The following is a 13,317-nucleotide window of genomic DNA, read 5'->3' as shown; positions in this document are numbered from 1 at the left end:
TTTTTCATACCCTCAAGACGATCCGCCCCGTGATCAGGAGGCCCCCATGCCCAGCGATTTGACACCCCAGACACCGGACGCACAGCTGGCACCGGGCACTGTGCCCGAGGCGTATATGGACCGCACAACCGAGCGGTTCATGACCATGCCCGTCGCCGTGCGCGCCGTGACGCTGATCATGTCCGCCATCGGCGTGGCGACAGCGGTGGTCTATATCTTCGGCCTCTACCCGCTGCTCGACCTGACCTATTATTTCATCCTGATGGCCATGTTCCTGCCGATGGCCTTCCTGCTGCTGCCCGCCTACGGGCGCGAGAACGGCGTCACATGGGCCAGCTATCTGCCCGCGCTGGCGATCTTTGGTCTGACGATCTTCATGGCCTATGTCAGCCGCTCGCTGGTCATGCAGACATGGGTTCCCGTCGCCTATACGTGGCAACTGGTTGTCGCGGCGTGCCTTTTCGTGCTGATCCTTGACGCCGCGCGGCGCTCGGGCGGCTATATCTTCCTGTTCATCGTGGCATTTCTGGCGCTGTATCCGGTGTTCGCCGAATACATGCCGGGCATCCTGTGGGCCCCGCCGACCTCGCTGTCGCGCACCCTGGCGTTCAACGTCTATTCGGGCGATGCGATGCTGGGCGTCGTTACCCGCGTGGTGGGTGAGCTGATCATCGGCTTTCTGATCCTTGCCGCGCTGCTGGTGGCCACGGGGGCTGCGGATTTCTTCCTCAAGCTGGCGATGGCCCTGATGGGTCAGGCGCGCGGCGGTCCGGCCAAGGTCAGCGTGCTGGCCAGCGGGTTTTTCGGCAGCCTCAGCGGTTCGATCTTTGGCAATGTGGTCTCGACCGGCTCGGTCACCATCCCTAGCATGAAACGCGCCGGTTTTCCCGCGCATTATGCCGGTGCGCTCGAGGCCTGCGCCTCGACCGGGGGGATGCTGATGCCGCCGGTGATGGGGGCTGTCGCCTTCATCATGGCCGATTTCACCAACACCGAATACAGCGTCATCGTCGTCGCCGCGATCATCCCCAGCCTGCTGTATTACTTCGGCCTCTACATGCATGTGGACGGCTATGCGGTGCGCCATAACCTCAAGGGGCTGGAGAAATCCGAGCTGCCAAAGCTCTGGCCGACGATCAAGGAAGGCTGGCCCTTCCTGCTGGTGCTGGCCTTCCTCGTCTGGGGTCTGGTGTTCATGCGCTGGGAGCGGCTGACCCCCTTCTATGCCTCGGCCCTGCTGCTGGCGCTGACCTTTGTGAACCCGCGCCTGCGGATCCGGCTGAACCGGGTGCCCGAGCTGTTCTTCCAGATCAGCAAGCTGCTCAGCCAGACCATCGCGCTTTTGCTGCCGACCAGCTTCATTCTGGGCGGTCTGATGGCCACCGGCGTCGCCCCGGTCATCGCCGCCAGCCTTGTGCGTATGGGCGGGGATTCGGTGGTGCCGGTGCTGGCCATCGGTGTCGCGGTCTGCATCATCTTCGGCATGCTGGGCATGATCGTCGCGGCGTACCTGATGCTGGCCCTGACCCTTGCCCCGGCGCTGGAACAGATCGCGGGCCTCAACACCCTCGCGATCCACCTGTTCATCGCCTATTACGCCACGCTCGCCGCGATCACCCCGCCGGTGGCACTGGCCGCGTTCCTCGCGTCGCGAATAAGCGACAGTGACCCCCTCAAGACCAGCATGCATGCGGCAAGGCTGGGGATCGTGCTGTACTTCGTGCCGATCTTCTTCCTGTTCGAGCCTGCGCTGATCTTCCAGGGGCCGCTCTATCTGACGGCGATCTGGCTGGTGTTGAACGTGATCGCGATCATCGTCATCGCCGGGGCGTCCGAGGGACAACTGGCCTTCTTCGGTCGCCTGCGCCCGTGGACCCGTCTGCCCATTCTGGCCACCGGGCTGCTGATCGGCTTCCCCGAATGGTCCAGCACCGTGGTCGGTTTCGTGATCCTCGCAGCCCTGCTGGCGCTGCGCCCTGCCCCCATCCCCGCGCCGTCCGAACCCCAGCGCGCCTGACCCTCAAGGAGAGACCCCATGACCCTGTCCGTCACGCAGATCCACAAACATTTTGTCGGCGAAGCCACCGGCGTCGATCTGTCCAAACCGCTGAGCGCAGCCGATGTGGATGCGATCAACGCCGCGATGAACCAATACGGCGTGCTGGTGTTCCACAACCAGCCGCTGACCCAGACGCAGCAACTGGATCTGGCCAAGTCCTTTGGCCCGCTGGACATCGGCTTCAAGCGGATGAAGAAACAGGCCGACCGGATGGAGCATGTCGAGCTGGCCGATATCTCGAACGTCACCGCCGATGGTGCTCCGGTCGAGCGTACGGACCGCAAGCTGGTCAGCAACATCGCCAACCAGCTCTGGCATTCAGACAGCTCGTTCCAGAAACCCGCCGCGCGCTATTCGATGCTGGCGGCGGTGCGCGTGCCCGAGGAAGGCGGCAACACCGAATTCGCCGACCTGCGCGCGGCCTATGATGCGTTGCCGGACGCCCTGAAAGCCGAGATCGACGGCCTGCAAGCCGAGCATTTCGCGCTGCATTCGCGCTTTCTGTTGGGTGATACCGAATACACCGACGAGCAAAAAGCGATGATGCCGCCGGTGATGTGGCCCTTGGTGCGCACCCATGCCGGATCGGGGCGCAAGGCGCTGTTCGGCGGGGTGCATGCCTGCGCGGTCGAGGGGATGACGCTGGCCGAGGGGCGCATGTTGCTGCTCGACCTGCTGGAACACGCGACGCAGCCCGAGTTCGTCTATGCCCACAAATGGCAGCCCAACGATCTGGTCATCTGGGACAACCGCTGCATGCTGCACCGGGGCCGCCGGTTCGACGTCACCAAACCGCGCGAGCTGCGCCGGGCGACGACACTGGACGTCGATGCATCCGAGATGGAAATGGCGGGCTGACAAAGCTCCCCAAGGCGCGCAAGGCGCCTTGGGGGTTCGTGCCTGAGGTCAGAAGAAGCCCAGCTTGTTGGGGCTATAGCTGACCAGCATGTTCTTGGTCTGCTGGTAGTGGTCCAGCATCATCTTGTGCGTCTCACGCCCGATGCCCGACTGTTTGTAGCCGCCAAAGGCCGCATGCGCCGGATAGGCGTGGTAGTTGTTCACCCAGACGCGCCCGGCCTCGATGGCACGGCCAAAACGGTAAGCGCGGGTGCCGTCGCGGGTCCAGACCCCTGCCCCCAGCCCGTACATCGTGTCATTGGCAATCGCCAGCGCCTCGGCCTCGTCCTTGAAGGTGGTCACCGACACGACCGGGCCAAAGATTTCCTCCTGGAACACCCGCATCTTGTTGTGGCCCTTCAGGATGGTCGGCTGGATATAGAACCCGTTCGCCAGCTCACCCCCGAACGATGCCGCAGCGCCGCCGGCCAGAACCTCGGCCCCTTCCTCGACCCCGATCTGCAGATAGGACAAGATCTTGTCCTGCTGCGCCCGGCTGGCCTGCGCGCCGACCATCGTGTCGGGCAGGCGCGGGTCGCCCTGCTTGATCGCCTTCACCCGGGCAATGGCGCGGGCGATGAATTCCTCGTAAATATCCTCCTGGATCAGCGCGCGCGAGGGGCTGGTGCAGACCTCGCCCTGATTGAAGGCGAACAGCACGAAGCCCTCGACCGCCTTGTCCAGAAACGCATCATCCTGCGCCATCACGTCCGAGAAGAAGATGTTGGGCGATTTGCCGCCCAGTTCCAGCGTGACCGGGATCAGGTTGACCGTCGCGGCCTCCATGATCTTGCGGCCCGTTGCGGTCGAACCGGTAAAGGCGATCTTGGCGATCCGCCCCGACCGCGCCAGCGCGTCGCCAGCCTCGGCGCCGAAACCGTTGACGATGTTGAGCACACCGGCGGGCAGCAGATCCGCGATCAGCTCGACCAGCACCATGATTGCGGCGGGCGTCTGCTCAGCCGGTTTCATGACGATGCAGTTGCCTGCCGCCAGCGCCGGGGCCAGTTTCCACGCCGCCATCAGGATCGAGAAGTTCCACGGGATGATCTGGCCGACAACGCCCAGCGGCTCGTGAAAATGATAGGCCACGGTATCGGCGTCGATTTCCGACATGGTGCCTTCCTGACTGCGCAGGACACCGGCGAAATAGCGGAAGTGATCGACTGACAGCGGAATGTCAGCCGCCATGGTTTCGCGGATTGGCTTGCCGTTATCCCACGTCTCGGCGGTGGCGATCAGGGCGAGGTTTTCCTCGATCCGGTCGGCGATCTTGAGCAGGATGTTCGAACGCTCGGTGGCCGAGGTCTTGCCCCAGCTCTCTTTCGCCGCATGCGCCGCATCCAGCGCCAGCGCGATATCGGCGGCATCCGAGCGGGCGACTTCGCAGACCACGGCCCCGCTGATCGGCGTCACGTTGTCGAAATAGCGCCCGTTGACCGGGGCCACGAACGTGCCGCCGATGAAGTTGTCGTAGCGCGATCTGAAAGGCGACGCGAAGCGGCTTTCGGCCTGAGTCATCTCGTTCATGGTATTTCCTCCTGAAACACCGGGCTCCCCCGCCCGGACTGCACACAGGCTGTCAGCAGGGGGGCTGAGTCGTCAGGGGGGCGCAGGGGATCACAGCGGCGAGGCGTCTCAGAACTGAGACACTTCGCGCCGGTTATTCGCCGATGCTCAGGCGTTTCATCCGCCGATAGAGCGTGGCGCGGCCAACGCCCAGCGCGCGCGCCGCCTCGGTCACATTACCCTGCGCACGGCTCAGCGCCCGGATGACCGCCGCCCGCTCGGCGCGCTCAAATCCGGTCGGGCCATCTTCACGGCCAAACAGGTCCGACGCGGGGCGCGGTTTCAGCGCGCCGCTGAGTTCCAGGCGGAACGCCCGCCGCGCGCCGCGCGTGGCACCGATCACCAGATCATCGGCATCGACAGCGATCAGCATCGCCGCATCCGCGTCCTCGGCACCGGCCACGACGATGCGCGCGCCGGGATACGACGCGCGAAAATAATCCGCCTCGATCGCCCGCGCGGTCTGCGTCACCATCGCCGCGATCAGCCGGTTGTAGCCCGCCGTCTGATCCGCACGGGCCGAAGACACATCGAGCGCCGCCAGCACCCGGCCATCAGGGCCAAAGATCGGCGCGTCCATGCAGCTCATGCCGATGTTGCGGGCGAAGAAATGCTCGTCGCGGTGGATGATCACCTGCGTTTTCTCGGCCAGACAGGTGCCGATGCCGTTGGTGCCCTCGTGCGCCTCGCTCCAGTCCGCGCCCAGCGCCAGCCCCCAGCTTTGGAACACCGCCGCGTCCGAGTCCGAACAGCGCTGCTCCAGCACGATCCCGTCCGCGTCGGTCAACAGCACGCCGCAGCCCGAGCTGCCGACAAGGCCGAAGAGCTGGTCCAGCTTGGGGCGCGAGACGGTCAGGAAGCTGTCGAGCTGCGCCCTGCGGGCGGTCAGTGCATCGGTGCCGACCCTGCGGGCTTCGCGATGCTCGGCCGGGTCGAGCCCGTGGTGCTGCACCGAGCGCTGCCACGACGCGGCCAGCGCCGACCGCGCAGCGGCAGAGCCCGAGCTGACCGATTCCAGAACCCGGTCGATATGGTGAGCATGGCGTGAAATGGCGGCTCCTCCTGGGGCTGACGATAGCGGTGCCCGGCGTACCGAACAATCGCGCATCGCCTGCACAACTGGCGTGCTTTGGTCGCAAAAACGGATCAAACACGCGCCGCGGCAGCGGTCCTCCCTTTTTTACACGCTCAAACCGTCCGATTGGGTGCATTTGCATCATAGGCCACCCCCGGAATCATGGTCTCGTAACGGTTAAATAACAAAAACAACCGGGAGACAGACCATGACCACCAGACTGGCCGGATACGCCGCCGCGGCGGCCCTTACCCTCGCCACACCCGCCTTCGCCCAAGACATCCTGATCGGCATCCCCACCGCACAATCCAGCGTCGTCGGCGTTGCCGACCATGCCGACTGGCTGAACGGCGCGCAGATGGCGATTGACGCGATCAACGCCGAGGGCGGTGTCAACGGGCGCATGCTGCGCGCCGAGGTGGTCGATATCGACCTGCTCTCGCCCGAGGGCACCGTGGGCGCGTTTCAGGCCCTGAACGCGCGCGGCGTCAGCGCGATTGCCTCGGCCTTTGTGATCATCCCGCAGCCGGCGATGGATGCCGCCGCCGCCAGCGGCGTGCCTTATATGCACGGCAACACCTCGCTTTCGTCGGTCGAACTGGTCGCCCAGAACCCCGAGCGGTATCGCAACATCTTCATGATCGACCCCGACGAGACGTGGTACGGCTACGGTTTTGTCCGGTATCTGGACCAGCTTGAGGCCAGCGGCCAATGGACCCCGGCCAACCATCGCATCCATATCGTGCAGGAACAGATCGCCTATACGCAGGTGATCAGTCAGGCCGCCCAGCGCGCCATCGCGGAATCGGGCGGCCGGTGGGAACTGGCCGAAGTGACCGACATCCAGTTCCCGGTGCAGGACTGGACCCCGGTGATCAACGCGCTCAAGGACGAGGGCGCGGGCGTGGTCTTTGTCAGCCACTGGATCGCTGCCGAGCTGGCCGCCTTTGCCCAGCAGTTCGCGTATGATCCGACACCCGACTCGCTGGTCTATCTGCAATACGGCCCCAGCCAGCCCGAATTTCTGGACCTTGCGCGCGGCGCGGGCGAGGGGATGATCTGGGGCACCGTTCTGGGCACCCCCCGTACCGAGTCGGGCGTGGCCTTCCGCGACGCCTATATGGCGCTGCATGGCGAGAACATGGGCGAGGTGTATCCGGCCTCGGGCTATGACACGATCCAGATGCTGGCTGAAGTCTGGCGCACCACCGACCCTGCCGATTTCGACGCCGTGGGTCAGGCGATCCGGCACCTCAGCTATCAGGGCCTTGCGGGCACCTATACCTTCGACCGCGACCAGCAGCGCCCGCTGAACTACCCGTGGGAAACCGATGTTCTGGCCGAGGGCATCCCGCATCTGATCTATCAGGTGCAAGATAACCACCACACGATCATCCTGCCCGCCGAACTGGCCGAGGCCGAGTACCAGACCCCGCACTGGGCCCAGTGACCTTGCCCGGCGGGTGGCCCGGTGCCACCCGCCGACCCCTTCCCGTCCTCTGATCAAGAGACGCCATGTCCCCCCTTCTTCCATCTTCGCCTGCGAAGGCGTGAGCCTTGCGCTGGGCGGTCGTCAGATCCTCAAGGATGTCGGCCTGCACGTCAGCCGCGGCGAGGTTCTGGGCCTGATCGGTCCCAACGGCGCGGGCAAGACCTCGTTGTTCGAGGTGCTCTCGGGCCGCTATGTCGCGCAATCGGGCCGCGTGGTGCTGGATGGCTCGGATGTCACCAGACAAGACATCGTGCGCCGCTCGCGCCGTGGATTGGCGCGCACCTTTCAAAGCCCCGTCGTACCCTCGGCGCTGACCGTGGGCGAAACCTTCCGGGCCGCGCGCATGGCCTACCTGCCCTTCCGCTCGCGGCACGAGGCCGAATGGGCCGCCCGGCTGGTCAATCTGACCGTGCCGTGGAGCCGACCGGCGGGCAGTCTGGACACCTTCGACCGCCGCAAGCTGCTGCTCGCCTGCCTGCTGATGCGGCGACCCAAGGTCTTGCTGATGGACGAGCCCGCCTCGGGCCTGATCAACACCGAAATCGACGAGCTGGACCTGCTTCTGCGCACGCTGGTCGATGAATACCATCTGGCGGTGATCGTCATCGAGCACCGGCTGGAACTGCTGGAAGCACTGGCGGACCGCGTGACCGTGCTCAATCTGGGCGAAGTCATCGCCGAGGGCACGCCGCAGGGCGTCTTTGCCGACCCCGCCGTGCGCGCCGCCTATTTCGAGGGGACGGGATGACCCTGCTCAAGATCACCGACCTGTCCGCAGGCTATGGCCCGCTGCGCGTGCTGCACGAGATCAACCTGACCGTCGAGCGCGGCGAACGGCTGGCGATTGTCGGCCTGAACGGCCACGGCAAGACCACGCTGTTTCGCGCCATCACCCATCTGGTCGGCTGGCAACGCGGCTCGATCCTGTTCGACGGGGTCGAGATCGGCGGCCAGCGTTCGCTTGGCGAAGGTCGAAAGACCCCCGGCATCGTGCGCCTTGGTGTGGCAATGACCCCGCAGGGCGACGCGATCTTTCCCGGCCTGACCGTGCGCCAGCACCTCGATTGCGGGGCGTGGTCCAAGCAGGCGTGGCGCGAACGGGCCAGGCGGCGCGAGGCGATCTTCGATCTGTTCCCGCCCCTGCGCAAACTGGAAAACACCACCGTTGGCACCCTGTCGGGCGGCGAGCGGCGCATGGTCAGCGTGGGCCGCGCCCTGATGACCGAGGCGCGGCTGTATCTGATCGACGAGCCGTCACTGGGCCTTGCCCCCGTCATCAGCCAGCGCGTCATCGCCGCGCTGCGCGAGATCGACGTCAAGGATGGGGCCATCATCATCGCCGAGCAGAACGTGACGCTGCTGGACGGACAGGTCGACCGGATGATCGGCATGCACGCCGGTCGTCTGCGCGGCGATGTCGGACATGTGGAGCTGGGCTGATGGATGCTGCGCTGATCGTCTACGCCCTGAACCTGAGCGCGATCTACGCGCTGATGGCCATCGGGATTTCGCTGCTCTGGTCCTCGATCGGGATGCTGAACATGGCCCATGGCGCAACCTTCGCCGTGGCCGGATACGGCACACTGGTGCTGGGCAACGCGCTGTTGCCGCTGGTCGAGGCGGTGTTTGACGGCTGGGCCATCCTGCCGCTCTTGAAAATGACCGTGCTGCTGCTGTCCGGCGTCACGGTCGGCGCGCTGTTTGGCGGGCTGATCTATCTGCTGGGTTTCCTGCCGATCCACGACAAGGCCAATTTCCCGGTGCGCGGGATGATCGTCACGCTGGCGATCAACCTGGCCACGGTACAGGCGCTTCTGTGGTGGTTCGGACCCCGGCAACAGGCACTGCCCAATGTGTTCGGCTTTGGACGCCTGAACCTGTTCGGCATCCCGCTGCGCTATGATCAGGCGATGACCATCGGTGCCACCGTGGTGCTGCTGGGCGTGGTGCTGGCGTGGCTGCGGCTTAGCCGCAAGGGGCTGGAGATCCGCGCGATGATGCAGAACGCCGAGGGCGCGGCGCTGTCGGGGATCTCGGTCCGGCGCACGGCGCTGCCGGTGGTGGCCGTGACAGGTGCCATGGCGGGCGCGGCGGCGGTGCTGTTGTCGCAGACGGTCTATGTCAGCCCCGGCGCAGGCGCGATGCCGCTGATCAAGGGCATGATCATCGCGCTCTTGGGCGGTCTCGGCTCCGTGCCCGGTGCGGCGATTGCCGCGCTGCTGGTCGGCACGCTTGAGGCCGTCACCGGGGCGATCCCCTTCCTTGGCCAGCGGATGGTGCTGGTGGTGCAGTTCGGCTTCATCATCACCGTTCTGATCATCCGCCCGCGCGGTATCGGCGGCCTGTTGAGCGAGACGCGCAAATGACCCAACCCATCGCTCCTGTCTTTCACCGCGTCGGCAACCGGCGGCATGAATTCACCCTTGCCCCCGATGGCAACCGCGACTGGCACCGGGGCCGCGTACCGGGCCTGAGCCGTCACTGGCTGAAATGGCGCGGCGGCTATAACCCCAAGACCCTGCAACGCGAGCGGCGGCTGGCCGACAAACGCCCCTTGTGGTGGCTGATCGGTCTGGGCGGGCTGGCCTGCGCCGCGCCGATGCTGCCCGACACGCTGCTGCAGGTCGCCGTGGTCTTCTGCGTCTTCGCCGCGATCAATGTGATCTGGACACTGATCATTGGTGCTGCGGGCATCCTGTCGCTGGCGACGATGGCCGTGGTCGGGCTTGCGGGCTATGCCGCTGCCGCCGCGAATGTGTATCTGGGCGTGCCCTGGCCGTTGATGTTCGTGGTGGGGGCCTTTGTCGGGCTGGTGGTCGGCGGGCTGCTCGCCCTGCCCTCGACCCGCATCGACGGGCTGTACTATGCCCTGCTCACCATCGGCGTGGCCGAGATTTGCCGGGTGTCCATCAGCCAGATCCGCGCGCTGGCGCCGCAGAACTCGTCGATCAACAACGTCGGCTCGTTCATCCCGCAGGACTGGTATCTGCAACGCCCCGGCCTGCTTCTGGGCTTCGCCACGGCCTTTGTACTGCTGTTGCTGGCGCTGTTGCTGTTCCGGGTGATCAACTCGGAACGGCTGGGCCTGCAACTGCAAGCCGCGCGCGAGGATGAGGATTTCTCCGAAGCCGTCGGCATCGACTATCGCCGCGCGCGGCTGCACGTGTTCCTCATCTCCTCCGCCGCGCTGGGGTTTGTCGGCGCGTATTACGCGATGCTCTACCGCTCGATCAGCCTGAACGTGTTCTCACTGGATCAGCTGCTTCTGATGTTCGCGATGATCGTCATCGGCGGCATGGGCCGGGCCGAGGGCGCGGTGATCGGCACCGCCATCGTCGTCGTCATCGACCGCGCGCTGATCGACCTGGGGCCTTTGCGCATCATCCTGATCGCGGCGGTGATGATCGCCGTCACGCTTACCACACATCACGGTCTGGCCGATGTGCGCAGCCAGTTCCGCGGCTGGCGTCACCGCATCCGCTCCGAACGCCGCGCCGCCAGCACCCGCAAGGGAGGGGAAGTCATGCCCGAAGAAGCCACCGAGATCGCCGACAAGCAACTCATCGCCTATCGCCGCTTTGACCGCCGGTTGCGCGACCGGCTCAAGGAGATGGTCACGCCCGCGCTGATCGAAGAGCACCATTCAGCGCCGCTGGGGCCGCATTCCGACGCACTGGCCCGCGTGCTGAACTACTTCCGCCGCGGCGAGATGCCCGACAAATACGCCATCCTGCAAGAGGGCGACGCGGGCGCGTGGCGCTACAGCGTGATGGCGCTGTCGGGCGAGCCGGGCAAACCGCCACGCGTGGTCGATGACCGCGTCTATGAAACCCGCGACGAGGCGTATCACGCCGTCTTCCTGCTGCGGGTCAACGATCTGTTGGAAAGCTGAGACCATGGCAAAGCACCGCATCTTTGGATATTGCACCCCGTGGTCGGTCAAACCCGGCGAGGCGATGCGCTTCATGATCTCGGGCGAGGGGGTCGAGGAAGCCGACGCCATGCTGGTCCGTCTGATCCATGGCGACGAAAACCCCGACGGCCCCGGTTTCATCGAAGAGGAAATCCCCGGCGCTGTGACCGAGCGGCTGCATGTCCGCCGCCAGTTCACCCAGAAAGGCGCTTATGCCACCGTGCCGGGCTTTGAAACGCATGACGTGGCCGAGGGCAGCTTCACCCTCGCCGCCTTCATCTGCCCCACCGCGCCGGGCAAGCAACGCCAGACCTTGCTGGGGCGCTGGGACATATCCGGCTCGCAGGGCTGGGCGCTGGGGCTGAATCCTGAGGGGCATGTCGAGTTCTGGGTCGGTAACGGCAAGGACGTCGATCAGGTCACCGCCGAAGTGCCGGCGATCCCCAGGACCTGGTACTTCGTCGCCGCCACCTGGGACGCCAAGACCAAGCGCGCGCGGCTGATCCAGCTGGGCCGGGTCGGGCGCTACAACGGGCATCTGGGACCGGTGGTGCCCTATGATTACAACAGCATCACCGATGCGCCCCTGCGCGTCACGCCCAAGGCGGCGGTGGCCGAGGCCCCCTTCCTGTGGGCCGCGGCCAGCGACTGGAACGACCGGCGCGGGCGGTTCGTCTCGACGCTGTATAACGGCAAGATCGACCGTACCGGCCTGTGGAACCGCGTGCTCGACGACGACACGCTGCACGCGATTGCGGATGGCGGGGCGTTCCCCGTGGATGGCGCGGTGGCGCTGTGGGACACCACGCTGGGCTACACCGACACCGGGATCGGCGACACGATCGTGGACACCGGCCCCCACGCTTTGCACGCTGAAGGCGTCAACCGCCCGGTGCGCGGGATGACCGGCTGGAACTGGCAGGGCCGCGACGATTGCTATCGTCTCAACCCCGGCCAGTACGGCGGCGTGCATTTCCACGATGACGCGATGACCGATTGCCGCTGGGAACCGACAATCGAATGGACCGTGCCGCAGGGTCTGAAAAGCGGTGTCTATGCCCTGCGCCTGACCACCGCCGGGGCCGAGGATCACGTCCCTTTCTTCGTGCGCGCCGCCACGCCCAAGGCCCCCATCGCGGTGTTGATGTCCACCTTCACCTATCTTGCCTATGCCAACGAGCATCTGGCTTACGAGGCCCCCATCGCGCAGGCGATCACCGCGCACACGCCGATCCTGACCACCCGCGATGTGGAATTCGTCAAGCTGAACGAATTCGGCCTGTCCACCTATGACCACCACTCGGACGGCGCGGGCTGCTGCTATTCCAGCCATTTGCGCCCGATCCTGAACATCCGTCCGCGCTATCGCAGTTCGGCGATGGGCATGCCCTGGGCGCTGCCCGCCGATCTGTCGCTGATCTGGTGGCTGGAGAGTTCGGGCTATGACTATGAGATCCTGACCGACCACGACCTGCACGCCGAGGGCGCAGCGGCGCTGAAGCCCTACAATGTCGTGCTGAACTGCACCCACCCTGAATATTATTCCGAACGCATGCTCGACGCGACCGAGGCGTATCTGACCACTGGCGGGCGGGTGATCTATGCGGGCGGGAACGGGTATTACTGGGTTTCGGGCCTGCGTGAAAATGAGCCCGAGATCATGGAGGTGCGCAAGCTCGACACCGGCTCGCGGGCGTGGCAGGCCGAGGCGGGCGAAGGATACTTGGCCTCGACCGGCGAACGCTCGGGCCTCTGGCGCTCGCGCGGGCGGGCCCCGCAGAAGATCGTCGGCATCGGCTTTACGGCTGAGGGCATGGACCATTCCACCCATTTCGAGCGCATGCCCGACAGCTTTCACAAGCGGGTGGACTGGATGTTCGAGGGGATCGGCGCCGAGGAGAAGATCGGCACCGCCGGTCTGGGCCTTGGCGGCGCGGCGGGGATCGAGATCGACCGCTACGATCTGTCACTGGGCACCCCGCCGCACACGATGCTTCTGGGCATGGCCGACGGGTTTTCCGACAACTACCCGCTGGTCAGCGAAGAGATCACCTATGCCTTCCCCGGCCGTGGCGGCACGCAAGACCCGCAGGTGCGCGCCGACATCACCTATTTCAGCACCCGCGACAACGGCGCTTGCCTCGGCATCGGGTCAATCGCGTGGTCGATGGCACTGCCGATCAACCACGGGCAGAACCCCGTCGCGCGCTTCATGAAGAACGTGGTCGATGCCTTTGCCCGTCCCGGCCCGCTGCCGGGCGGGGCCTTTGTCGGAGAGGAAAAGCTGTGGCGTTGACTCAAAGCATGGGGCC

At 65.5% G+C, this 13,317-nt stretch carries 10 protein-coding genes; 8 read left to right on the top strand and 2 right to left on the bottom strand.

What is annotated here, in order from left to right; genetic code table 11:
- The first annotated feature begins 46 nt into the window (after positions 1-46).
- On the top strand, positions 47-2,017 hold the full coding sequence (locus OKW52_RS05320; protein WP_264504788.1) for a TRAP transporter permease: 1,971 nt from the start codon (positions 47-49) through the stop codon (positions 2,015-2,017).
- An 18-nt stretch (positions 2,018-2,035) separates the two neighbouring features.
- The gene (locus OKW52_RS05315; RefSeq protein ID WP_264504787.1) at positions 2,036-2,917 is read left to right on the top strand and encodes a TauD/TfdA dioxygenase family protein; all 882 of its coding nucleotides are present in this window, start codon (positions 2,036-2,038) and stop codon (positions 2,915-2,917) included.
- Positions 2,918-2,965: 48 nt separating this feature from the next.
- On the opposite strand, the gene adh is transcribed toward OKW52_RS05315, so the two are convergent.
- Entirely contained in the window at positions 2,966-4,486 is a 1,521-nt protein-coding gene (gene adh / locus OKW52_RS05310; RefSeq protein WP_264504786.1) for an aldehyde dehydrogenase, read from the bottom strand.
- A 133-nt stretch (positions 4,487-4,619) separates the two neighbouring features.
- Positions 4,620-5,633: a helix-turn-helix domain-containing protein gene (locus OKW52_RS05305; protein WP_264504785.1), complete on the bottom strand. Its 1,014-nt coding sequence runs from the start codon at positions 5,631-5,633 to the stop codon at positions 4,620-4,622.
- Between the two features lie 175 nt (positions 5,634-5,808).
- Between OKW52_RS05305 and OKW52_RS05300 the strand changes: the two genes are divergently transcribed.
- From OKW52_RS05300 to OKW52_RS05275, 6 genes are all read left to right on the top strand, one after another.
- Complete coding sequence (locus tag OKW52_RS05300; protein ID WP_264504784.1) at positions 5,809-7,050, top strand: ABC transporter substrate-binding protein; 1,242 nt, start codon at positions 5,809-5,811, stop codon at positions 7,048-7,050.
- Between the two features lie 100 nt (positions 7,051-7,150).
- Positions 7,151-7,840 (top strand): ABC transporter ATP-binding protein, encoded by a 690-nt coding sequence (locus OKW52_RS05295; RefSeq protein ID WP_264504783.1) that lies wholly within the window; start codon positions 7,151-7,153, stop codon positions 7,838-7,840.
- Positions 7,837-8,532, top strand: coding sequence for an ABC transporter ATP-binding protein (locus OKW52_RS05290; RefSeq protein WP_264504782.1), 696 nt, complete (start codon positions 7,837-7,839; stop codon positions 8,530-8,532). The genes OKW52_RS05295 and OKW52_RS05290 overlap by 4 nt, the downstream gene beginning before the upstream one ends.
- A complete protein-coding gene (locus OKW52_RS05285) occupies positions 8,532-9,458 on the top strand; it encodes a branched-chain amino acid ABC transporter permease (protein WP_127105259.1) in 927 nt (308 codons plus the stop codon). Before OKW52_RS05290 ends, OKW52_RS05285 begins: the two co-directional genes overlap by 1 nt.
- Positions 9,455-10,984 (top strand): branched-chain amino acid ABC transporter permease, encoded by a 1,530-nt coding sequence (locus OKW52_RS05280; RefSeq protein ID WP_264504781.1) that lies wholly within the window; start codon positions 9,455-9,457, stop codon positions 10,982-10,984. The genes OKW52_RS05285 and OKW52_RS05280 overlap by 4 nt, the downstream gene beginning before the upstream one ends.
- 4 nt (positions 10,985-10,988) lie before the next feature.
- A complete protein-coding gene (locus tag OKW52_RS05275) occupies positions 10,989-13,301 on the top strand; it encodes a LamG domain-containing protein (protein WP_264504780.1) in 2,313 nt (770 codons plus the stop codon).
- Positions 13,302-13,317 lie beyond the last annotated feature (16 nt).

It is taken from the genome of Pararhodobacter zhoushanensis (assembly GCF_025949695.1).
GTDB classification, from domain to species: Bacteria; Pseudomonadota; Alphaproteobacteria; order Rhodobacterales; family Rhodobacteraceae; genus Pararhodobacter; species Pararhodobacter zhoushanensis_A.
Note: the sequence above shows the minus strand (reverse complement) of the source record. Positions and strands in the feature narration are given on the sequence as shown.